The sequence below is a fragment of the Blautia liquoris genome (assembly GCF_015159595.1).
Lineage (GTDB): Bacteria > Bacillota > Clostridia > Lachnospirales > Lachnospiraceae > Novisyntrophococcus > Novisyntrophococcus liquoris.
The window spans coordinates 2,049,851-2,072,478 of sequence record NZ_CP063304.1 but is presented as its reverse complement, the minus strand read 5'-3'; the positions used below and the strand labels follow the sequence as shown (position 1 = coordinate 2,072,478).

Sequence of the window (22,628 nt, the reverse complement as noted above, 5' to 3'; positions counted from 1 at the left end):
GGGTATAAAAGTATGCGGACATTTTCAAAATCTTCGAAGCTAGATAACGTATTATATGACGTAAGAGGTCCGGTTGTGGAAGAAGCGGCACGGATGGAGGAAGAGGGACGACATGTTCTGAAACTTAATATCGGTAATCCCGCCCCCTTTGGATTCTCCGCTCCGGAAGAAGTAATCAGAGATATGATATCGAATGTAAGGGATTCACAGGGTTATTCGGATTCACGGGGGATTTTTTCTGCCAGAAAGGCAATTATGCAGTATTGCCAGGTTAAAAAGATACCCAATGTCTCCATGGACGGAATCTATACCGGTAATGGTGTCAGTGAGTTGATTAATCTTTCTATGCAGGCATTATTGGATAACGGGGATGAAATTTTGATACCGGCTCCGGATTATCCTCTGTGGACGGCATGTGCTACTTTGGCGGGCGGAAGGGCAGTTCACTATATCTGTGACGAAAAATCTGACTGGAATCCGGATATTGAGGATATAAAACGAAAGATAACGTATAAAACGAAGGCAATTGTAATTATAAACCCAAACAATCCGACAGGAGCACTCTATCCGAAGGAAGTATTGGAGCAAATCGTGCAGGTTGCCAGGGAACATGAACTGATGATTTTTTCAGATGAGATCTATGACAGACTTATCATGGATGGTTTGGAACATACTTCAATCGCATCACTTGCACCTGATTTATTCTGTACGACTTTTTCGGGTCTGTCCAAGTCACACATGGTTGCAGGATTTCGTGTGGGATGGATGGTTTTAAGCGGAGATAAGAGCAAAGGAAAAGATTATATTGAAGGATTGAATATGCTCTCAAATATGCGCCTTTGCTCCAACGTTCCGGCACAGAGTATCATTCAGACGGCACTGGGGGGATATCAAAGCGTAGAGGAGTATATTCAGCCAGGCGGAAGAATCTATGAACAAAGGGAATATATTTACCGTGCATTGAACGACATTCCGGGTTTGTCGGCGGTGAAACCAAAAGCCGCCTTTTATATCTTCCCGAAACTTGATGTGGACAAGTTCGATATCAAGAACGATGAACAGTTTGCCTATGATCTTCTGAGAGAAAAACAGATTCTGATTGTACACGGAGGAGGATTTAATTGGGAAATGCCAGATCATTTCCGAATTGTGTATCTTCCAGATATAAGAACTCTAAAGACTGCATCAGGTCAGCTTGCTGGTTTTTTGGAGAGATACCATCAAAAATGAAAAAAGAAAGGATGAACACAATTGGCGGCAGAAAAATCGACAGTCTGCGATGTCAGACATCATCATGGCTATGTGAAAGACATGAACATACCGAAAGATGAAGAACTTTATCGGCTTGCGGATCTTTTCAAGATTTTTGGAAATCCTACAAGAATACGTATTCTATCGGCACTGAAGACCCATGAACTGTGTGTCTGCGATATCGCGGATCTTCTGGGAATGACTCAGAGTGCAATCTCTCACCAGCTGCGCATCCTGAAGCAAATGCAGCTTGTAAAATTCCGCAGAGATGGCAAGACAGTATATTATTCACTTGCAGACGATCATGTATACACCATACTCAGTCAGGGAATGGAACATATTAACGAATAGACAGAATAAAAGTTATGTACGAATTCGTGAAATAATGATATAATGGTTTAATACATTGATTTTTGCCGGAGGTAAAAGATGAACCTTGATAAGAAAACAATGCATAATATTGAAAAACTGGTTTTATTTACTGTTCTTGTGGTGGCTGTGTTTTTTAGGATTGACTCGATCTGGTCGATGGTAAAAAAAATAATCACACTTCTGTCACCTTTTTTGCTCGGAATGGCCCTTGCCTTTGTAATTAATGTCCTGATGACTTTTATAGAGCATGCATTATTTGAAGATAAGCACTTTTCAGACAGAAAGATCATCAGGAAGATCAAGCGTCCAGTGTCGCTGGTTTTAACAATTGTATGCATTTTCGGCATTATTTACATGGTCAGCTTTGTGGTGATTCCGCAGCTTGGAACAGCAGTCACAAAGTTTACTTCTGATATCCAGACCGCACTTCCGAAATTTCAGAAATGGATATATTCACTGCTCAAGGACTATCCGAAAGTGCAGGAGGCAGTGGATCCGTATCTTAACATGAGGCCAGACTGGGAATCCATTATAAATAGGATCAGTCAATTCTTCGTAAATGGCGGAACTAATCTGCTTGGTACAGCCACTGCGATGGCGGGAACAGTGATCAGTTCCGTGGCATCACTTGTCATATCGTTTATCTTTGCCTGTTATATCCTGATCCAGAAAGAACAACTTGGCAGGCAGTCAGACAGAGTTTTGAAAGCATTTCTTCCTGAAAAAGTTTACGTGAAGATTCTTGACTTGTGTACTCTAAGTCATCATATCTTTTCAAAGTTTATTGCAGGACAATGTCTGGAGGCCTGTATTCTTGGAAGTATGTTCTTTGTTGTATTGACAATTGGAAACTTCCCTTATGCACTTTTAATCTCTGTGATGGTTGCATTTACAGCACTGATTCCTATCTTTGGTGCCTGGATATCCTGTTTTATTGGTGCATTTTTGATTCTCACGGAAAGCCCGATCAGTGCACTGGCATTTATCATTGTGTTTCAGATTGTGCAGCAGATTGAGAATAATTTCATTTATCCTAAGGTCGTGGGGACATCGATCGGACTGCCTTCCATCTGGGTTCTGGCTGCAGTGACTCTGGGCGGAAGCCTGTTTGGAATAGCAGGTATGTTAATCTTCATTCCGTTTACGTCTGTGGTATATACACTCCTGAAAAACGAAGTAAGCAGGCGGCTTGAAAACGAAGATGCGGTCAATGGCAGTAAAGACAATCATGATCACAAGAAAAAGAAAGAAAAAGTAACTGACGGAAAGGAAGTAACCAGCAATAAGAAATCAAGAAAGGGGTAATTTATATGGCGTTTAAAAATACAATAACACCTGAAATTGAAAAACTGACTGAACTGTGCAGCGACAATTCACAGATTGATCTAAGTCTTTATGGAAAATATGATGTCAAAAGAGGACTTCGAGATATCAACGGAAACGGGGTTCTTGCAGGACTGACAGATATCTCTGAGATTAATTCTTTTAAGAATGTGGATGGTGTCAAAACTCCCTGTGAGGGCAAATTGTACTATCGCGGAATTGATGTCGAGGATTTGACAAAGGGTTTTCTGAGTGAAAAGAGAATGGGGTTTGAAGAGATCACATATCTGCTGTTATTTGGCTCTCTGCCTACTCCGGCTCAGCTTGCGGATTTTCAGGAACTGCTTCGTTCGCAGCAGTCACTTCCGAAGAATTTTGTTCGTGACGTCGTGATGAAAGCACCAAGCAGTGATATGATGAATACATTATCCCGAAGTGTTCTTACATTATACTCGTATGACCCTATGGCTGATGATATCTCATTGCCCAATGTCATGCGTCAGTGCTTGAATCTTATTGCTGTTTTCCCGATGCTTTCTGTCTATGGCTATCAGGCATATAATCATTATATCAAGGGGAAGAGTCTCTACATACATAATCCGGATAAAAAGCTGTCAACTGCGGAGAATATCCTGCGTATGCTGCGTCCGGATAAAAAATACACACAGTTTGAGGCGACAATTTTGGATCTTGCACTTGTTCTTCACATGGAGCATGGTGGTGGTAACAACTCGACTTTTACAACTCATGTTGTTACATCTTCTGGGACGGATACCTATTCAACGATTGCAGCCGCACTTGGTTCACTGAAAGGACCAAAACATGGCGGTGCGAATATTAAAGTTGTCAACATGTTTGCTGATATGAAGAAACATGTCCATGACTGGGAGGATGAAGAAGAGGTTACAGAGTACCTGAAGGCATTGCTCCATAAAGAAGCTTTTGATAAGCGTGGCCTGATCTATGGTATGGGACATGCTGTCTATTCCATATCTGATCCAAGAGCAAATATTTTTAAGACATTTGTAGAACAACTGGCAAAAGAAAAAGGAAGAGAAAAAGACTATAAACTCTATTCTCTGGTTGAAAAACTTGCTCCCAGGGTAATTGCAGAGGAACGTCATATCTATAAAGGTGTCAGTGCGAACGTCGATTTTTACAGTGGATTTGTTTACAGCATGCTGGATCTTCCTACCGAATTATTTACCCCTATGTTTGCAACGGCCCGAATTGTCGGTTGGAGCGCACACCGAATGGAAGAGCTGATCAACACAGACAAGATTATTCGTCCGGCATATATGGCTGTAAAGGAAAGGGAAGAATATATTTCGCTGAATGAACGCTAATCATGGTAATATGAGACAGAAAGGGTTATTTCACAGGTTTTATCCGGATGAATGGGTGGACTCTGCGTTTGATATTGATTATGAAGAACTTTATAAAAAAGGCTATCGTGGGATCATATTTGATATCGACAATACACTTGTCTGCCATGGTGCACCTGCGGATGAAAGAGCAGTCCGGTTATTCGAGAGACTTAGCCGGATTGGCTTTCGAGCCTGTCTTCTGTCAAATAATCAGCTGCCCAGAGTAAAGCCATTTGCGGATGTTGTTGGTACGGCATTTATCGAAGATGCCCATAAGCCGTCCACAAAGAATTATCTGACGGCTTGCCGGAGAATGGGAACAAGTGTCAGTAATACAATTTTTATCGGTGATCAGCTTTTTACAGATGTCTATGGAGCAAAAAAAAGTGGAATACGTAATATCCTGGTGAAACCCATGAATTCCAAAGAAGAGATACAAATCGTCTTTAAGCGCAAACTGGAACGAATCGTATTGTTCTTTTACAAGAAACAGCAAAAAAATGGTTGAAATATAGAAGAATTTATTATAAAATAAGAAGTAGTGTGCTGCGTTTAGATCGCAGCACCAATGTTAAGGAGGAATATTGGGATGATTTCAGCAGGTGATTTTAAAAACGGTATTACGCTTGAAATCGATGGGAACGTGGTTCAGATCGTGGAATTTCAGCATGTAAAACCGGGGAAAGGGGCTGCGTTTGTCAGAACAAAGATGAAAGATATCATCAATGGAGGAATTACGGAGAAGACTTTTCGTCCGACCGAGAAATTTCCTCAGGCTCGCATTGATCGTATAGAGATGCAGTACCTGTATACAGATGGAGATTTATATAATTTCATGAACGTTGAGAATTACGACCAAATCGCTCTCGGAAAAGAAGTGGTTGGCGATGCTTTAAAATTTGTCAAAGAAAATGAAATGGTGAAGATCTGCTCTTTCAAGGGGGAAGTATTTGAGATTGATCCGCCTCTGTTTGTAGAACTTGCCATAACGGAAACGGAACCTGGTTTCAAAGGGGATACGGCACAAGGTGCAAACAAACCGGCTACTGTTGAAACAGGAGCAGTGGTAAATGTTCCTCTTTTTGTAGATGAAGGCGATACAATCAAGATTGATACCCGTACAGGAGAATATCTGAGCAGAGTATAATCGAAGTTTAAGGGCTGTGACACATATACAGGCTATGTGTCACAGCCCTTTTTGCTGCTTTAATTATTAAAGAGAAATCGTGTCTTCACCTCGATTGTAAAAATACACTCTGTTTGACAGAACTTCCTGAGGGGCCACCTGAGTCGTGTTTATATCTGTTACTATCTGTTCAAGGTCTTGTTTTGAGTAGGATTTGTGTTGGGGGATCAGAATACATTCATGAATGGAACTTGGCAGAATATAGAGATTGGAATTCAGATGGTCAGCCGTTTTTTTCAGACTCAGTGGATACAGGATACTTATAGCTCCCATACAACGGCTGCTGTTGGTGATGATATGCATAGGAATAAAATCAGAGTCAGAATGATCCGAAGGAGAAATCTCTTCCAGTTCTTCGGGAGTCATAAGATCTCTCAAGGTATCCTCAATTCTCTCCACATCACAGGGGAGTTCTCTTATGGTGTTCTCCCACGCAATGTGATAAAGTGTATCTTCCCCAATCTTCCATTTTATGAGATGTTCATTGGTGATAACGATGGTTGCATCTTTACAGACAAGATCGTCGACGTGGTAATAATAGGTGATCGCAAGATCCAGTGTTCTCCTATATGGAATCCGTGCAAGAAGGGTACTGTTCATCTCATAGTTCACAAGCCTGCAGAATATCTTGTTTCTTACAGTCTCGAAGTCGTTGAAGGACTTAAGCGAAGTAGGAGCTTTTTTGGGGATGTCTTCCTGATATAGTTCTATCATGTGTCTAGCCAGGGTGATCAGCGGTACACCATTTTTATATTGACTGTAATAATCTTCCAGATAGATGAGCGGGGCCATTGCCTCCCCCTTTTTTCTGATACACATGGCGTCTTTTATGACCCCATTATTCTTGTTCAGTTTTTTCGGAAAAACCTCTAATTCTTCACCGGAGATAACTTTGATTTCATCAAGTAAAGCTGTCTGAAAATCAGTAAAATTCATATATTAAACCACCTTTCGTATAATAAGGGGCATGTATAATTCAATCGCTGCATGCATGATCAGACGGGATATCATGTTTCAGAGCGATTAAAAACGGATGATAAGATCTCTCGATCATAAACATAGGTGAGATATTCGGCGGTATGCCATTCGAATAAAAGAAATAAATTTTACCCTGACAGGGTAAATATAATAATAGCCGATGAAACCGTAAAAGTCAAGTGCAAATTTACCAGGCAGATCTTGACAATTATGAGCCCCTGTGATACGATACTAGGGTTAAAAGTTTTTGTATTTCATGCTTGAATGATAAAACTTAAGCATCTGTAGCTCAGGGGATAGAGCAACGGTTTCCGGTGCCGTGTGCCGGGGGTTCGAATCCCTCCAGGTGTGTGATCAGAATTAAGAAACCGGATAAATATCTATTTATCCGGTTTCTTAATTCTGAGTGATTTCTGGCTGCGGGGCACCCTCGCAGTATCATAACCCAAAGAGAAAAGGAGAGCATATCTATGTCTTTAAAGGACAGGTTTAGAGAATGGCTTTCAGATAATCTGCGATATCTGTTGTTGATACTTGGCATCCTGATTGTCGTAATCATATTATATTTTGGTATAGGAGCCCTTACAAAGGACAAAAAGAGAAGCGGAGGAGAGCCGGTTCTAAAGGAAGAACAAAGCAAAAATAAGATCTCTCAATCAGACAGTACCGAGACACCTAAATCGGATCAGACAAAAGAAATCTCACAGGAATTACTAAAAGATGGCAATGCAGAGATTTCAGCATTTATGAGGCAGTATTATGATGCGCTGAGCAATAAGAATATAGAAACACTTAAGTCGTTTGTGGACAATCTGTCCGAAAAAGAGCAGGAATCAATATCGGGGGAATCTAGTATCGAAAGCTACGAAGATGTCGAGTCCTATACATTCCATGGACAGGAAGAGGGAACCTATGTAGTCATCGTGCGTTATAATTGTAAATATAAGAATATTGATACCCGGGCACCGGGACTTAACCAGATGTATGTATATACAGACAAGGAAGGCAAGTTGGTGATTGCGGCTGAAGTCAAAGATAAGGGAATCACTGATTACATGACAGATATTCGAAAACGTCCCGATGTAGAGCAGCTTATCGATGAAACACAGAAGAATTACGATAATGCAAGATCGCAGGACGCAAAATTAGACGCACTGATCAGAAGTGTATCTTAAAACCTGGTAGCTTTGGAAAATATGTAAAGGGGTTGTTCAGGCAGAGTTTCTGCGTCTACAACCCCTATGATTTTACATCTTTTCCATCCGGCATGAAAACCATAATAAAAGATATGAGGGTAGTATGATTCGACTGAATAAATTTTTAAGCGATCATGGTCTATGTTCCCGTCGCGAAGGAGACCATATCATAGAAGCCGGCAGAGTAAGTGTGAATGGCAAACAAGCTAAAGTGGGAATGAAAATTTTTCCAGACGATGTTGTCTGTCTGGATGGCAAGACCATATCAGGAGAAAATCCCCGGGTTTGTATCGCATACTATAAACCTGAAGGTATTGTTTGTACTTTTGAGACTAAAGAAAAGAACAACCTTCTTAAGAGTTTTACGTATCCCATACGGCTTACCTATGCGGGAAGACTGGATAAAGCATCTGAGGGACTGCTGATTATGACGAATGACGGATACCTGATTGATCAGATGATGAGAGCCAGGAACTATCATGAAAAAGAGTATGTAGTCAAAGTAAGCAGACGTGTTACATCAAAATTTCTTGGCGAGTTGTCACAAGGAGTATATCTGTCGGCTCTTAATGTAAAAACAAGGCCTTGTAAAGTCTTTATGACAGGCCCATTTGAATTTCATATTATTCTTACGCAGGGTCTGAACCGTCAAATTCGCCGAATGTGCGAAGAACTTGGATATCAGGTGAAAAATCTGAAGAGAATTCGCATAATGAATATCGCTCTGGGAAACTTAAGACCAGGTGAATACCGCGAACTGACCGCTGATGAGCGAAGTCTGCTTGACAGACAGCTCAAAAAAAATCACAAGGACTGCGAAAAAGGTCAGAAATAGCATAGATGAAAAGAGGAAGCGCAATATGAGTAAGCTGGATAGAATGAGAGAACTGACAGACCAGCTCAATGAGGCCAGAAAATATTACTACGCTGAAGACCGGGAAGTCATGAGCAACCTGGAATATGATAAATTGTACGATGAACTGGAAGCTTTGGAAAAGGAGACAGGAGTTGTAAGAGCTAATTCTCCGACACAGGAGGTCGGCTATGAAGCTGCCCTTGAACTGCCGAAGGAGAGACATGAGAAACCGATGCTCTCTTTGGATAAGACAAAAGATGTTGAGACATTAAGAGCCTTTATCGACGGACATAAAACCCTTCTTTCGTGGAAGATGGACGGCTTGACGATTGTTCTCACTTACCGGGAGGGAAATCTTTCAAAAGCGGTTACACGTGGAAATGGAATCATCGGTGAGGTAGTAACGGCGAATGCAAGAGTCTTTGAAAATTTGCCGGTTCGAATCCCATATCAGGGAGAACTCGTACTGCGGGGAGAAGCATTTATCACTTATTCCGATTTCGATAAAATTAATTCCGAACTTATAGGAGTAGATGCGAAGTATAAGAATCCGAGAAACCTTTGCAGTGGTTCTGTCAGACAGCTGAATAACGAAGTCACTGCAAAACGTCATGTGCATTTCTTTGCATTTTCACTTGTAAAAGCGGACGGAGTAGAGTTTAATAATTCAAGGCTTTGCCAGATGAACTGGCTTGAGGATCAGGGTTTTGAGACTGTGGAAGAACGTGTAGTGACATCCGATACACTAGATGAGGCCATGGAGTATTTTTCTGCACAGGTCTTGAAAAATGATTTTCCGTCAGATGGCCTGGTGGCCCTTTATGATGATATAGCATATGGAGAGAGCCTGGGCAGTACTGCAAAGTTTCCCAGAAATTCATTCGCATACAAGTGGGCAGATGAAGAGGCAGAAACCACTCTCACGGAGATTGAATGGAGTCCTTCAAGAACCGGACTGATCAACCCGATTGCAATCTTTGATCCGGTTGAGCTGGAGGGAACAACGGTGTCAAGAGCCAGTGTGCACAATGTGAGTATACTGAAAGAACAGCAACTGGGAATCGGCGACAAAATCATGGTATATAAGGCGAATATGATTATCCCTCAAATTGCTGCAAATATTACCAAAAGCGGAAGTATAAGAATTCCAGACACTTGTCCGGCTTGTGGAAAAAGAGCTGATATATCTGCAATTTCCGGAGTAGAGACACTTATCTGCAGTAATCCCTTATGCCCTGCGAAACAGATGAAGTCTTTTACGTTGTTTACCAGCAGAGATGCACTTAACATTAAGGGATTATCCGAGGCAACATTAAAAAAGTTCATGGCTCACGGAATGATCCATGATTTTGGAGATATCTTTGAACTGGATCAATATAAGAACGAAATCAGGGAGATGGACGGATTTGGCGAAAAATCGTGGAACCGTTTGTGGAAAGGAATCCAAAAGGCAAGACACACCACTCTTCCAAGGTTGATATATGGACTCGGCATTCCTAATATTGGAGTTGCGAATGCGAAACTGATTTGCCTGGAGTTTGGACAGGATCTGGAGGCAATACGCAGTGCAGATGCCGCTCGTCTAAGTCAGGTGCCGGGAATTGGAAGTGTAATCGCAGGTAGTTTTGTGAGATACTTCGAAAATGAAGAAAATATCAAAAATCTCGATCATTTATTAACGCATCTTGATTTCGAAGAGATTTCGGTGTCTGAGGAACAGAAGCTATCCGGATTGATTTTTGTAATCACAGGCAGTCTAAATCATTATGCCAACAGGAATGAGCTAAAGAATCTCATTGAAGAGCAGGGAGGAAAAGTAACAGGCACGGTGACATCGAATACAAACTATCTGATCAATAACGATGTGAATTCAAATTCTTCCAAGAATCGGAAGGCAAAGCAGCTAAACATTCCCATTCTTCAAGAAGATGAGTTTTTAAAGTTGCTTGAATGAAAAAGTACATGATATAATACTTGCGGACTGCTTTGCACAAAGTGTACAGTAAAAATAATGAATAAGGGAGGCAATGGGGAATGCCTATTAAGATACAAAGCGACTTACCAGCGAAAGAAATACTTGAAAAAGAAAATATTTTTGTTATGGATGAGACCAGGGCCATACATCAGGATATACGACCGATCAATATTTTGATTCTTAATCTGATGCCATTAAAAGAAGACACAGAATTGCAGCTGCTCCGTTCACTGTCCAATACACCTCTCCAGGTTGATGTGTTTTTCCTGAACATGAAAAGCCATGATTCCAGGAATACAAGGGCAAGTCATCTGAATAAATTCTACGAGACATTTGACGAGATCAGGCAGAGACATTTTGATGGAATGATTGTCACAGGAGCGCCTGTAGAACAAATGGAATTTGAAGAGGTCGATTACTGGAATGAGTTGGTACAGATTATGGACTGGACCGATCAGCATGTCACATCAACAATCTTTTTATGCTGGGCCGCACAGGCTGCGATTTTTCATTTTTACAAAATCCCAAAAAAGATGCTTCCCGAAAAGATGTTTGGGTTGTTCTGGCATCGTGTACAGAACAAAAAGACACCACTTGTGAGAGGATTTGATGACGTTTTTTTAGCACCCCATTCCAGGCACACAGAGGTGTCGATGGAAGACATCGAAAGATGCAAAGAGATTACGGTGCTGGCGAAGTCCGATGAGGCCGGGTTTTATCTTGGGATGGCGGACGAGGGCAGGAGGATATTTGTGATGGGTCATCCTGAGTATGACAGAGTGACGCTTGATGAAGAGTATAAACGCGATAAAGGGAAAGGACTTGACACACAGCCCCCGAAAAATTATTATAAAGACGATAATCCGGATATCAGACCTAATCTGGTATGGCGCGCACATGCCAATAACTTGTATACAAACTGGCTGAATTATTATGTTTATCAGACAACGCCCTATGATCTGGATGGAACTCCGTTTTCCGGATAAGTTAAAGGAGAATTAAAATTATATGTTACTAGATGTATTTAAAGACACAGTTGTCGACACCTTGAAAGTAATACCTTTTTTGTTTCTGACCTATCTTCTCATGGAGTATCTGGAACATAAGGCAGGGGGAAAAACAGAAACCGTTATGAGAAAATCCGGAAAATTTGGTCCGCTGATTGGCGGAGTAGTCGGTATTATTCCCCAATGTGGATTTTCAGCTGCAGCGGCCAGTCTTTTTGCCGGCGGAGTGATTTCGGCAGGGACACTTCTTGCGATATTTTTATCGACTTCCGATGAGATGCTTCCGATTCTGATCTCTGAATCTGTGGCGCCACTGTCAATTATTAAAATTCTTGCAGTAAAAGCCTTGCTTGGTGTGATCTCAGGATTTTTGATTGACCTTATATGGAAAAAAAGAATTCAAAAGGGCCATAATCATCACATGCATAAAGACAAAGAGATTCATGATTTATGTGAACATGATCATTGCCATTGTGAAGAGGACGGGATTGTGAAATCTGCGGCAGTACATACCTTGCAGATCACTTTCTTTATTTTTGTGATATCGTTTATTATAGGATTGACAGTGGAGGTGATTGGGGCGGATAAAATCGGTTCTCTGGTAAGCTCCCGGCCGTTTGCAGGTATCTTTTTTGCGGCACTTGTAGGTTTGATTCCGAATTGTGCGGCTTCCGTTGTGATCACACAGCTCTATCTGGAGGGTCTGCTTCGAAGCGCACAGATGATGGCGGGACTGCTGGTCGGTGCCGGAGTAGGAATACTGGTATTGTTTCGGTCCAATAAAGATACAAAGGAAAATCTGAAACTGACTGCACTTCTCTATGCCTGTGGCGTAATCTGGGGAATTATCATTGAGATTTCGGGGATTGTGTTTTAGTTTCGAAAGGAAGAAGGATAAGAGGTGAATCTGGTGGAGAAATGGATGAAGGTGCTGACAAGTGGCAGGCAGAGACTGTTGTTTGCAGCTGGTTCTCTGTATTGGAGTTTAATTCTGGTGTTTCTGCTTGCAAACAGTCGTCTGATTGTAGGTACAAATATTGCGGAAAAAAAGAGAAATACAATTGTTCTTTTTGTCCTTTTAGCCTGCATCTGTGTATCGGCTGCTTTCTGGATATTAAAATTCCCAGGCAAAACAGGGAAAAGGCGCGAATCACAGAGGATGAAAATCCGGCATATTCTTATTCTCCTGCTTAATTCAGCTTATTTATTCGTCCAGATTGAATTGACTAATAATCCGCTCTTTCGATCAATGAAACTGCAGTATATGGTTCTGAACATTTCTTTTATCTTTGTCATGCTGATTATTCTGTTGTGTTTCCTGAATTCGTGGCGTAAAACAATGCTGATCGGAAATCTGCTTTCTTTTGTTTTCAGCCTGGTGTTTTACTATGTATATCTCTTCCGTGGTGAGCCTTTTCAGTTTATTGACCTTTTCAGTATTACAACGGCCATGGAAGTGGCAGGAGGGTATGACTTTTCCCTTACCAGAGAGATTGTGATAACTGCCGTCGTGACACTTTGTCTGATTGGTGTGTACTATGAGAGTGCAGACGCAAAAGTAGCAAAACAGATTAAATCCAAAGTATGGATGCGAATATTGACAGCAGCAGCGACGATTGGTATATACATCGCTTATCTGAATACCGGATGGAATGGTGCACTTGGAATTCTTACGGATCTCTACCGCCCTTACGAAACCTATGAAGAATATGGAACAACCGCAGGGTTTCTATGTGTGGCCAAATACATGAGACTTACACCGCCAAAAGACTATTCAGAGGGGAAAGTAAAGAAACTGGCTAAAGAGACAAAGACCGATCAAAAGAGCCAGGAGGGGAAGGTAAAGCCGGTTAATATCATCGCAATTATGAATGAATCCTGGGCAGATTATCGACTGCTCGGCGATTTCAATGTAAATCAGCCATATATGGAGTTTTATGATTCCATGAAGGAAAATACAATAAAGGGGAATACACTTGTCTGCATACAGGGGGGCGGAACTGCAAAGACAGAGTATGAGTTTCTGACCGGTAATTCGGTGAAACGTTTTCCGGGAATGGTCCCCTACGTCAGCTATTTTACTCATGATCAGTACTCCCTGGTCAGCACGTTAAAAAGTCAAGGCTATCGCGCAGAGGCGATGCATCCCAATAAAGGAAGCAACTGGAAACGAACCAGTGCATACCGGATGCTTTCCTTTGACAAGTTTTATACCATAGACGATTTTGATCCGTCTTCGAAACGAATTCGCCAGCATATCAGTGACCGTGCAAACTATGAAAAAATTATAGAGACAGTCAATAAGAAAGAGAACCCTGACGATCCATATTTTCTGTTCGATATCACAATGCAGAATCACGGAGGGTACCTGGATACGAGTTATCACAGTGATGTAAAGACACAGGGATATACAGACCCGGCAGTGAATCAGTATCTGTCTCTTCTAAAAGAATCAGATGATGCCTTAAAATACTTGATCAACTATTTTAAAGATTACGATGAGCCCACAATGATTGTCATGTTTGGTGATCATTATCCGGATCTTCCGGATCGGTTTACCGAATGGATTACCGGTAAAAAATATGACGACAGTTCTCTGAAAGAGCAGGAGAGATATTTTGCAACTCCGTTTTTTATCTGGGCAAATTATGACATCCCCGAAGAGGAAGATGTCTTCACCAGTACAAACTATCTCTCAACCAGAATGTTATCTGAAACAGGACTTAAGATGACACCTTATAATTATTATCTCCAAAACCTGGAGAAAAGCATGCCCGCACTGAACCATCTGGGGTATATGGATACATATGGTGAGTTTACCGGGTGGGAAGATGCGGCTGACAAATACAATAAGCTGGAGCTGGAATATGAGACACTGCAGTACAACGAACTGGCAAAAGATTCGGGAAGACTCGATGAATTCTTTCGTGTAAAATAGAATTAATACTTGAAAAAAGATAAAATTTCGATACAATGGTTACCAGGGGTCGTAAGACATATTATAAAATAAGAACAGAGGTTAGGATATGATATCAGCAAATAATGTGACGCTGCGCTTTGGCAAAAAGGCGCTGTTTGAAGATGTAAATATTAAATTTTTAGAGGGAAACTGTTATGGTATGATCGGTGCAAATGGTGCTGGAAAATCAACTTTTCTAAAAATTCTATCCGGGAAATTAGAGCCTACCAGTGGTGAAGTTGCAATTACTCCCGGACAAAGACTATCGGTTCTGGAGCAAGATCATTTTAAATATGACAGTTATCCGGTTCTCGATACGGTAATCATGGGAAATGCCAGATTATATGAGATTATGAAAGAAAAGGAAGCCATTTATGCAAAAGAAGATTTTTCCGAGGAGGATGGAATCCGGGCGAGTGAATTGGAGGGAGAATTCGCGGAGATGAATGGCTGGGAAGCTGAGTCTGATGCTGAACAGATGTTAAATGGGCTTGGAATTGAGACAAAATATCATAATGTCTTGATGAGAGATCTCGACGGTTCCCAGAAAGTGAAGGTACTTCTGGCGAGGGCGTTATTCGGAAATCCAGATATTCTTCTGCTGGATGAGCCGACTAACTATCTCGATCTGGATGCAATTGGGTGGCTGGAAGAATTCCTAATTAACTTTGAGAACACAGTAATTGTGGTTTCCCATGACCGCTATTTTTTGAATAAAGTTTGTACTCATACTGCGGATATTGATTATGGAAAGATTCAGTTGTACGCCGGAAACTATGATTTCTGGTATGAGTCCAGTCAGCTTCTGGTAAAACAGATGAAAGAGGCAAATAAGAAAAAAGAAGAAAAGATTAAAGAGCTGCAGGACTTCATCCGCCGTTTCAGTGCGAACGCATCCAAGAGCAAACAGGCGACATCAAGAAAACGAGCACTGGAAAAGATCCAGCTGGATGAGATCAGACCTTCGAGCCGTAAATATCCTTATATTGACTTTCGTCCCGACCGTGAAATTGGAAATGAAGTGCTTCAGGTCGAAAACCTGACAAAGATAATCGACGGACAGGTGATTCTGGATCATATTTCATTTACTCTTGGAAGAGAAGACAAGGCAGCACTCGTGGGTGCGAATGAACTGGCAAAGACGACTTTATTTCAGATTCTTATGGGCGAGATGGAGCCGGATGAGGGAACTTATAAATGGGGTGTGACGACATCTCAGGCTTATTTTCCAAAGGATTACACAGAGGAATTTGACAGCGATCTTACGATTGCCGACTGGCTTACCCAGTATTCAGAGATTAAAGATGTCACATACGTCCGAGGATTTTTGGGACGAATGCTTTTTGCAGGGGAAGACGGAGTGAAAAAGGTAAGAGTCCTCTCCGGAGGAGAAAAAGTTCGCTGCCTTTTGTCAAAGATGATGATTTCGGGTGCGAATGTTCTTTTACTGGATGAGCCTACGAATCATCTGGATATGGAGTCTATTACAGCTCTGAACAATGGATTGATCAAATTTTCAGGTGTGATTGTGTTCGCCTCACATGATCATCAGTTTGTTGAGACAACAGCAAACCGTATTATGGAAATTGTTCCGGGCGGATCACTGATTGACAAGATTACCACCTACGATGAATATCTGGAAAGTGATGAGATGGCCAGAAAACGTCAAGTTTATATTATGACGGAGGAGGATAATTAAAAGTATGAAACAGCCGGTTTTAGTGGTAATGGCAGCTGGGCAGAAGAGCTGGCATGATGGATTAAAACTGATAGATCCCGTTGACAGCCAGGAAAATGCCATTATGGATTTTTCTGTTTACGATGCCATAAAGGCAGGCTTTTCCGAGATTGTTTTTATTATAAACAGAGAGAATGAATCGCGATTTCGCTCAAAGATAGATCGTACAATCAGCAAATATGTGAAAGTGCACTATGTCTATCAGGAACTCTATGATCTGCCGGAAGGGTATCTGGTTCCTGAGGGGCGCAAAAAACCATGGGGAACAGGGTATGCAGTGCTTAGCTGTATCTATGAGCTGAAAGGTGCACCTTTTGCAGTGATCAATGCAGATGATTTTTATGGGAGACAGGCGTTTACACTGATGTATGATCAGCTTTCATCCCGACAGGACGACTTGGATCAATATCATTATGCCATGGTAGGATATCGTCTCAAAAACGCACTGACGAAAGCTGGGGCAGTGTCACGAAGAATCTGCCAGTTGGATCAGAACGGTTATCTAAATGAGATCAATGAGTATCATTTCATCGAGAAAAAAGACGGAAGATTCTTATATACGCAAGACGGCGGAGACAGTTTCAGACTAATTTCAGCAGATGTGATAGTTTCCATGAATTTTTGGGGTTTTACAGATAGCTTCTTAGATGAACTTCAGTCTCGCTTTTTGAAGTTCCTGAACAAAGATGTGCAAAAAGCTCCGCTAAATGCTGAATATTTTCTCCCAGCGGTTGTAAATGAACTGATCAGGGAAGGTAAAGCAGATGTTGCGGTTCTGCCCTCCGATGAACATTGGTATGGCGGCATAAACAGCGAAAATAAAGCGGCTGCGGCCGATGCAATTAGCGAGATGAAAAAGAGTGGCCTATATCCGAAAAATTTATGGAATTAAGGCGAAAACAGTGTGATAATAAAAATAGTGATTGACAAACAAACATTTTAAGGGTAACATATGAAACTAGATTAATTATTTTGGCGAATAAAATGATAAGACAAAACATTTACCATGAGAATTCAGGTAACAGAACAATCGTCAATTCAAGGAGGAGTAGATATGTTAAAGAAGAAAATGCTTGTGAGTCTTGCACTTACAGTTACGATGGCGGCTACTGCTTTTGCAGGCTGTGGAAGCAGTGATAATACACCCTCGGATGATAAGAAAGTATTCAAAATCGGAGGCATTGGGCCGACAACAGGTGATAATGCCGCTTATGGAGATGCCGTTGAAAAGGCTTCAAAACTCGCCGCAGAGGAAATCAATAAGGACGGTGGGATCAACGGAAATAAGGTGGAGTTTAAGTTTGAGGATGATGAAAGTGATGCGGAAAAGTCTGTCAATGCTTACAACACATTAAAAGACTGGGGTATGCAGATGCTGGTCGGAACTGTGACAAGCGCACCTTGTATCGCAGTTGCAACGGAAACGGCAAATGACAATATGTTTCTGCTGACACCCTCTGCAACATCTGTGGATAGTATAGCTCCAGATAATGCCTTTCGTGTCTGTTTTTCAGATCCGGCGCAAGGTAACAAATCTGCAGAGTATATCGGAAAAAACAATATAGCCAAAAAAGTAGCTGTGATCTATGACAGCTCTAGTCCCTATTCTTCAGGAATCTACGAGAGCTTTAAGAAGGGTGCCAAAGACAATGGCATTGATGTCGTAGCTGCGGAAGCCTTTACGGCGGACAGTAAATCTGATTTTAAAGTTCAGCTGCAGAAGGCAGAGGATGCCGGTGCGGAACTGATCTTCCTCCCAATCTATTATACTGAGGCCTCACTGATCTTAAAACAGGCCTCTGATATGGGAATCAATACAAAATTTTTTGGGTGTGACGGACTGGACGGACTTCTCGGAGTTAAAAACTTTGATTCGAAACTTGCGGAAGGTGTGATGCTGTTGACGCCATTCGCCGCAGATGCACAGGATGAGACGACTCAGAAGTTTGTCAAAGCTTACAAAGATAAATATGATGGAGAGACACCGATCCAGTTTGCAGCAGATGCATATGATGCACTCTATGCAATCAAGGCGGCGGGTGATCAGGCAAAGCTCACACCGGATATGTCGGTTTCCGATATCGGCGATGCGATGAAAAAGGCAATGGTAGATATTACAGTAGACGGTGTGACAGGTAAGATTGACTGGTCTGAAAATGGCGAACCTGAAAAGGAACCTAAGGCTGTAGTCATCGAGAATGGTACCTATGTTGCAATGTAAGGTGCATTCGGAGGTGCATGATGAGTTTTCTCTCTTATTTAATTAATGGAATCAGTCTGGGCAGTGTATATGCAATTATTGCTCTCGGATATACGATGGTTTATGGAATAGCAAAAATGCTCAATTTCGCTCATGGCGATATAATTATGATCGGAGCATATGTAATTTTTACACTTATGACAGGAGCCGGGTTACACCCGCTCCTGGCTATTTTAATTTCTGTAGTTGTTTGTACACTTCTCGGAGTTGTGATCGAAAAGATAGCCTATAAACCTCTGAGAAATGCAGGATCTTCATTGGCTGTTTTAATCACTGCAATTGGTGTCAGTTATCTGCTTCAGAATCTCGCACTGCTTATTTTCGGCGCAGGTGCAAAATCATTTTCAAATGTGGTGACTTTTCCGAACCTTAAGATGGCGGGCGGGAAACTAACAATCACGGGTACGACAGCAGTTACAATTATAGTCAGTCTCGTCATTATGCTTGGTCTGACTTTATTTGTCAATAAAACAAAACCGGGACGTGCAATGCAGGCGGTATCGGAGGACCGCGGAGCCGCCGAACTGATGGGAATTAATGTGAACGCTACAATTTCACTGACCTTTGCCATAGGATCAGGCCTTGCGGCAATTGCAGGGGCTCTGTTATGTTCCGCATATCCGACCCTTACCCCTTATACAGGTGCAATGCCCGGAATCAAGGCTTTTGTCGCTGCAGTATTCGGAGGAATCGGTTCAATACCCGGTGCCATGATTGGCGGAGTTCTGCTCGGCGTCATAGAAATACTGGGAAAGGCCTATATCTCTTCCCAGGTGGCAGATGCAATTGTTTTTGCTGTCCTGATTGTCGTGCTGCTTGTAAAACCAACGGGTTTGTTCGGAAAGAATATTCAGGAGAAAGTGTGAGGTGGCTGCGATGAAGAAAAATAGTAGTGGGAATATGGCAGTGAAAAAAGACAATCTGATTACGTATGGAATTGTGGTTCTTTTCTATATTGTAATGCAGATCATGACCGTTACAGGAAGTGTTTCCAGCCTTCTTTCGGGCCTTCTTGTTCCTCTTTGTGTATATGTGATTGCAGCAGTCTCCCTCAATCTTGTGATTGGTATCTCTGGTGAACTAAGTCTTGGACATGCAGGCTTTATGTGTGTGGGAGCATACTCAAGTGCTTTTTTTTCAAATCTTATGGGAGATACGATGCCCTCCCCGGTGCGATTTATTCTGGCGATACTGATCGGTGCTCTTGCTGCAGCACTTTTTGGTATCATTATCGGCATTCCAGTTATGCGGCTGAATGGGGATTATCTGGCTATTGTGACACTTGCATTTGGGGAAATTATCAAGAACCTGATGAATATACTCTATATAGGTAAAGACAGTCACGGTCTGCATTTTGCGACAGGTGACGCGTCTGCTCTTGGCATGGAAGAAGGCGGGAAGGTGATTGTCAACGGAGCACTCGGCATTACGGGGACTCCAAAAGATTCCTCGTTCACCATTGGTGTGGTTTTGATTTTAATCACGCTGTTAATTGTACTGAATCTGGTTCATTCAAGAAGCGGTCGTGCAATCATGTCGGTCCGGGATAATCGCATCGCGGCTGAATCTGTCGGAATCAATTCTACAAAATACAGATTGATGGCATTTACAGTTTCGGCCTCGCTTGCAGGTGTGGCCGGTGTCTTATATGCACATAATCTTTCAACACTGACGGTTAAAAAATTCGATTATAATACATCCATTATGATATTGGTATATGTCGTGTTGGGAGGAATCGGCAATATACGCGGTTCTATGATTGCAGCGGTGATTTTAACCGCTCTCCCGGAAATGCTGCGCGGACTTTCGGACTATCGCATGCTGATCTATGCCATTGTTCTGATCATAATGATGCTGTTTAACTGGGCTCCTGCAGCTGTGAATGTCAGAGAACGATTAAAAGACCGATTAAAGGCCCGATTCAAAGCTCTCTGTGGCAGACGAAAGAAAGGTAAGGAGGCGTAAATGATGGCGGATATGTTAGAGGTAAATAATTTATCCATCGCATTCGGTGGTCTCCAGGCCGTAAGTGCTTTTAATCTGAATATTAAAAAAGGGCAGTTGTACGGACTGATCGGACCGAATGGGGCAGGGAAAACCACGGTGTTCAATTTACTGACAGGAGTTTATAAGCCGACGGAAGGGCTTATTAAGCTGGATGGTGAGAACCTGATCGGAAAAAACACCCTGGAGATCAATAAAGCCGGCATTGCCAGAACCTTCCAGAATATTCGGCTGTTTCAGGAGATGAGTGTACTTGACAATGTCAAAGCCGGGCTGCATAATCATTATAAGTACTCTTCACTCTCTGGAATTTTAAGACTTCCGTCTTACCATAAGACAGAAAAAATTATGGATGAGAAGGCTGTTGAAATATTGAAAGTTTTTGACCTTGATGGGGAAAAGAATTATATGGCAGGAAACCTCCCATATGGAAAACAACGCAAACTTGAGATTGCCCGAGCATTGGCTACAAAGCCGAAATTGCTTTTACTGGATGAGCCGGCTGCAGGCATGAATCCCAATGAGACACTTGAACTTATGAATACCATCCGTTTTGTAAAAGAGCATTTTAATATGACAATTCTTCTGATCGAGCATGATATGAAACTGGTAGGCGGAATCTGTGAAGCCTTGACGGTGTTGAATTTCGGCAGGATCCTGGCTGAGGGAAAAACCGATGTCGTTTTGAATGACTCGGCGGTTGTCACAGCTTATCTGGGCGAATAGGAGGAGAGTTTAAGATGGCAATGTTACGTGTCGAAGATTTGCATGTATATTATGGCGTGATACAAGCGCTGAAGGGAATTAGCTTCGAAGTGAATCAGGGTGAGGTAGTTGCCCTGATCGGTTCCAACGGTGCAGGGAAGACTACTACACTTCATGCCTTGACGGGACTTATCCCAAAACAGAGAGGCTTTGTTGAGTTTGAGGGAAGGCAAATCACAAAAGTTCCCGCACATAAAATTGTGGAGATGGGAATTGCTCATGTGCCTGAGGGACGCCGTGTTTTTTCTGAACTGACTGTCTATGAGAACCTTATTTTGGGAGCGTATACCCGCAATGATAAATCTGAAATCAGTGAAACTCTGAAAAAAGTGTATCATCGATTTCCAAGACTGGAAGAGAGAAAAAATCAGAGGGCAGGAACGCTTTCGGGCGGCGAGCAACAGATGCTGGCCATGGGACGCGCACTCATGTCAAAACCTAAGATGATTGTGATGGATGAGCCATCCATGGGTCTTTCACCTATATTCGTCAATGAGATATTTGAGATTATAGAAGAGGTCAGTGCGGATGGAACTACCGTTCTGCTTGTAGAGCAGAATGCCAACAAAGCTCTTAGCATTGCAGACCGTGCTTATGTGCTGGAGACCGGGAAGATAGTTCTTAGCGGTGACGCGGACAAAATGCTTGAGGATGATTCGATCAAGAAGGCCTATCTGGGAGAATAAGTGGAGGTGTTAGTGTGGACAATATTGTGATTACGATTGCAAGACAGTACGGAAGCGGTGGAAATGAAATTGGAGAGATGCTGGCAGATGAACTGGGCATTCATTTTTACAACCGTGAGATCATGCGCCTCGCATCAGATGACAGTGGAATCAATGAGGAGTTATTTCTCGAGGCAGACGAAAAGCTGAAAGGTTCAACCCTTTTTAAGATATCTAAAAGTGTATATAATGGTGAACTGATTCCGCCGGATTCCAATGATTTCGTTTCGACGAGAAATCTGTTCAACTATCAGGCAAAGGTCATCAAAAAGCTGGCAGAGACGGAATCCTGCGTGATTGTGGGAAGATGTGCCGATTTTATACTCAAAGATTATCCAAATGTTATGAGCGTTTTCCTTCATGCAAGCCCCGCGTTTTGTATCAGGCGTTCGGGGAAAAGGATGGGACTGACTGGACATGACCTTGAAAAATATGTTCATAAGACGGAAAAATACCGTGGAGACTATTATAAACATTACACCGGACATGACTGGAGAGATGCGGGGAACTATGATCTTTGTCTCGACAGCGAGAAACTTGGATTCGAAAAATGCAAAAATATGATACTCGCATATAGAAAAACAAGGTTTGATCTGTAGAAATTATAAATATATTTCGAATGCCAGGATCATATGATCACTATGATAAAGGGATATGGGACTGCCG

General features: G+C 42.0%; 21 protein-coding genes and 1 tRNA gene. 21 read left to right on the top strand and 1 reads right to left on the bottom strand.

Annotated features, from left to right (window positions below):
* Positions 1-12 precede the first annotated feature (12 nt).
* The 6 genes from INP51_RS09540 to efp all read left to right on the top strand — a co-directional run bounded on the left by INP51_RS09540 (position 13) and on the right by efp (position 5,460).
* Positions 13-1,230 carry an aminotransferase class I/II-fold pyridoxal phosphate-dependent enzyme gene (locus INP51_RS09540; RefSeq protein WP_193734631.1) on the top strand — a complete coding sequence of 406 codons (1,218 nt, stop codon included), beginning with the start codon at positions 13-15 and terminating at the stop codon, positions 1,228-1,230.
* Between the two features lie 81 nt (positions 1,231-1,311).
* Positions 1,312-1,602: an ArsR/SmtB family transcription factor gene (locus tag INP51_RS09535; protein WP_193737323.1), complete on the top strand. Its 291-nt coding sequence runs from the start codon at positions 1,312-1,314 to the stop codon at positions 1,600-1,602.
* A gap of 78 nt (positions 1,603-1,680) precedes the next feature.
* Positions 1,681-2,928, top strand: coding sequence for an AI-2E family transporter (locus INP51_RS09530; protein WP_193734630.1), 1,248 nt, complete (start codon positions 1,681-1,683; stop codon positions 2,926-2,928).
* Positions 2,929-2,933: 5 nt separating this feature from the next.
* Entirely contained in the window at positions 2,934-4,292 is a 1,359-nt protein-coding gene (locus INP51_RS09525; protein ID WP_193734629.1) for a citrate/2-methylcitrate synthase, read from the top strand.
* Positions 4,282-4,821: a YqeG family HAD IIIA-type phosphatase gene (locus INP51_RS09520; RefSeq protein WP_230406759.1), complete on the top strand. Its 540-nt coding sequence runs from the start codon at positions 4,282-4,284 to the stop codon at positions 4,819-4,821. The genes INP51_RS09525 and INP51_RS09520 overlap by 11 nt, the downstream gene beginning before the upstream one ends.
* An 81-nt stretch (positions 4,822-4,902) precedes the next feature.
* Positions 4,903-5,460, top strand: coding sequence for an elongation factor P (efp, locus tag INP51_RS09515; protein WP_193734628.1), 558 nt, complete (start codon positions 4,903-4,905; stop codon positions 5,458-5,460).
* A 66-nt stretch (positions 5,461-5,526) separates the two neighbouring features.
* On the opposite strand, the gene INP51_RS09510 is transcribed toward efp, so the two are convergent.
* A complete protein-coding gene (locus INP51_RS09510) occupies positions 5,527-6,435 on the bottom strand; it encodes a DUF5688 family protein (protein ID WP_193734627.1) in 909 nt (302 codons plus the stop codon).
* A 320-nt stretch (positions 6,436-6,755) separates the two neighbouring features.
* Between INP51_RS09510 and INP51_RS09505 the strand changes: the two genes are divergently transcribed.
* The 15 genes from INP51_RS09505 to INP51_RS09435 all read left to right on the top strand — a co-directional run bounded on the left by INP51_RS09505 (position 6,756) and on the right by INP51_RS09435 (position 22,561).
* Positions 6,756-6,828 (top strand) — tRNA-Arg (locus INP51_RS09505).
* A gap of 119 nt (positions 6,829-6,947) precedes the next feature.
* The gene (locus tag INP51_RS09500; RefSeq protein WP_193734626.1) at positions 6,948-7,652 is read left to right on the top strand and encodes a hypothetical protein; all 705 of its coding nucleotides are present in this window, start codon (positions 6,948-6,950) and stop codon (positions 7,650-7,652) included.
* Between the two features lie 124 nt (positions 7,653-7,776).
* Positions 7,777-8,508, top strand: coding sequence for a pseudouridine synthase (locus INP51_RS09495; protein ID WP_193734625.1), 732 nt, complete (start codon positions 7,777-7,779; stop codon positions 8,506-8,508).
* Between the two features lie 25 nt (positions 8,509-8,533).
* A complete protein-coding gene (gene ligA / locus INP51_RS09490) occupies positions 8,534-10,483 on the top strand; it encodes an NAD-dependent DNA ligase LigA (protein ID WP_193734624.1) in 1,950 nt (649 codons plus the stop codon).
* Positions 10,484-10,563: 80 nt separating this feature from the next.
* Positions 10,564-11,490, top strand: coding sequence for a homoserine O-acetyltransferase MetA (metA, locus tag INP51_RS09485; RefSeq protein WP_193734623.1), 927 nt, complete (start codon positions 10,564-10,566; stop codon positions 11,488-11,490).
* Positions 11,491-11,512: 22 nt separating this feature from the next.
* Positions 11,513-12,388 carry a putative manganese transporter gene (locus INP51_RS09480; RefSeq protein WP_193734622.1) on the top strand — a complete coding sequence of 292 codons (876 nt, stop codon included), beginning with the start codon at positions 11,513-11,515 and terminating at the stop codon, positions 12,386-12,388.
* Positions 12,389-12,421: 33 nt separating this feature from the next.
* Positions 12,422-14,449, top strand: a complete 2,028-nt coding sequence (locus INP51_RS09475) for a sulfatase-like hydrolase/transferase (RefSeq protein ID WP_193734621.1) — start codon at positions 12,422-12,424, stop codon at positions 14,447-14,449.
* 88 nt (positions 14,450-14,537) lie between these two features.
* Complete coding sequence (locus INP51_RS09470) at positions 14,538-16,169, top strand: ABC-F family ATP-binding cassette domain-containing protein (protein WP_193734620.1); 1,632 nt, start codon at positions 14,538-14,540, stop codon at positions 16,167-16,169.
* Between the two features lie 4 nt (positions 16,170-16,173).
* Entirely contained in the window at positions 16,174-17,100 is a 927-nt protein-coding gene (locus tag INP51_RS09465; protein WP_193734619.1) for a sugar phosphate nucleotidyltransferase, read from the top strand.
* A 162-nt stretch (positions 17,101-17,262) separates the two neighbouring features.
* Positions 17,263-18,429: an ABC transporter substrate-binding protein gene (locus tag INP51_RS09460; protein WP_193734618.1), complete on the top strand. Its 1,167-nt coding sequence runs from the start codon at positions 17,263-17,265 to the stop codon at positions 18,427-18,429.
* A 20-nt stretch (positions 18,430-18,449) separates the two neighbouring features.
* Positions 18,450-19,334: a branched-chain amino acid ABC transporter permease gene (locus INP51_RS09455; protein WP_193737321.1), complete on the top strand. Its 885-nt coding sequence runs from the start codon at positions 18,450-18,452 to the stop codon at positions 19,332-19,334.
* A gap of 10 nt (positions 19,335-19,344) precedes the next feature.
* Positions 19,345-20,433, top strand: coding sequence for a branched-chain amino acid ABC transporter permease (locus INP51_RS09450; RefSeq protein WP_193734617.1), 1,089 nt, complete (start codon positions 19,345-19,347; stop codon positions 20,431-20,433).
* Between the two features lie 3 nt (positions 20,434-20,436).
* Entirely contained in the window at positions 20,437-21,198 is a 762-nt protein-coding gene (locus INP51_RS09445) for an ABC transporter ATP-binding protein (RefSeq protein WP_193737320.1), read from the top strand.
* Positions 21,199-21,212: 14 nt separating this feature from the next.
* The gene (locus INP51_RS09440; RefSeq protein WP_193734616.1) at positions 21,213-21,923 is read left to right on the top strand and encodes an ABC transporter ATP-binding protein; all 711 of its coding nucleotides are present in this window, start codon (positions 21,213-21,215) and stop codon (positions 21,921-21,923) included.
* A gap of 14 nt (positions 21,924-21,937) precedes the next feature.
* Positions 21,938-22,561, top strand: coding sequence for a cytidylate kinase-like family protein (locus tag INP51_RS09435; RefSeq protein WP_193734615.1), 624 nt, complete (start codon positions 21,938-21,940; stop codon positions 22,559-22,561).
* Positions 22,562-22,628 lie beyond the last annotated feature (67 nt).

Bases quoted from the DNA above. Each gene is read 5' to 3' on its own strand.
- INP51_RS09540 (WP_193734631.1), top strand. From the start codon at position 13: ATGCGGACATTTTCAAAATCTTCGAAGCTAGATAACGTATTATATGAC.
- INP51_RS09535 (WP_193737323.1), top strand. From the start codon at position 1,312: ATGAACATACCGAAAGATGAAGAACTTTATCGGCTTGCGGATCTTTTC.
- INP51_RS09530 (WP_193734630.1), top strand. From the start codon at position 1,681: ATGAACCTTGATAAGAAAACAATGCATAATATTGAAAAACTGGTTTTA.
- INP51_RS09525 (WP_193734629.1), top strand. From the start codon at position 2,934: ATGGCGTTTAAAAATACAATAACACCTGAAATTGAAAAACTGACTGAA.
- INP51_RS09520 (WP_230406759.1), top strand. From the start codon at position 4,282: ATGAACGCTAATCATGGTAATATGAGACAGAAAGGGTTATTTCACAGG.
- efp (WP_193734628.1), top strand. From the start codon at position 4,903: ATGATTTCAGCAGGTGATTTTAAAAACGGTATTACGCTTGAAATCGAT.
- INP51_RS09510 (WP_193734627.1), bottom strand. From the start codon at position 6,435: ATGAATTTTACTGATTTTCAGACAGCTTTACTTGATGAAATCAAAGTT.
- INP51_RS09500 (WP_193734626.1), top strand. From the start codon at position 6,948: ATGTCTTTAAAGGACAGGTTTAGAGAATGGCTTTCAGATAATCTGCGA.
- INP51_RS09495 (WP_193734625.1), top strand. From the start codon at position 7,777: ATGATTCGACTGAATAAATTTTTAAGCGATCATGGTCTATGTTCCCGT.
- ligA (WP_193734624.1), top strand. From the start codon at position 8,534: ATGAGTAAGCTGGATAGAATGAGAGAACTGACAGACCAGCTCAATGAG.
- metA (WP_193734623.1), top strand. From the start codon at position 10,564: ATGCCTATTAAGATACAAAGCGACTTACCAGCGAAAGAAATACTTGAA.
- INP51_RS09480 (WP_193734622.1), top strand. From the start codon at position 11,513: ATGTTACTAGATGTATTTAAAGACACAGTTGTCGACACCTTGAAAGTA.
- INP51_RS09470 (WP_193734620.1), top strand. From the start codon at position 14,538: ATGATATCAGCAAATAATGTGACGCTGCGCTTTGGCAAAAAGGCGCTG.
- INP51_RS09465 (WP_193734619.1), top strand. From the start codon at position 16,174: ATGAAACAGCCGGTTTTAGTGGTAATGGCAGCTGGGCAGAAGAGCTGG.
- INP51_RS09460 (WP_193734618.1), top strand. From the start codon at position 17,263: ATGTTAAAGAAGAAAATGCTTGTGAGTCTTGCACTTACAGTTACGATG.
- INP51_RS09455 (WP_193737321.1), top strand. From the start codon at position 18,450: ATGAGTTTTCTCTCTTATTTAATTAATGGAATCAGTCTGGGCAGTGTA.
- INP51_RS09450 (WP_193734617.1), top strand. From the start codon at position 19,345: ATGAAGAAAAATAGTAGTGGGAATATGGCAGTGAAAAAAGACAATCTG.
- INP51_RS09445 (WP_193737320.1), top strand. From the start codon at position 20,437: ATGGCGGATATGTTAGAGGTAAATAATTTATCCATCGCATTCGGTGGT.
- INP51_RS09440 (WP_193734616.1), top strand. From the start codon at position 21,213: ATGGCAATGTTACGTGTCGAAGATTTGCATGTATATTATGGCGTGATA.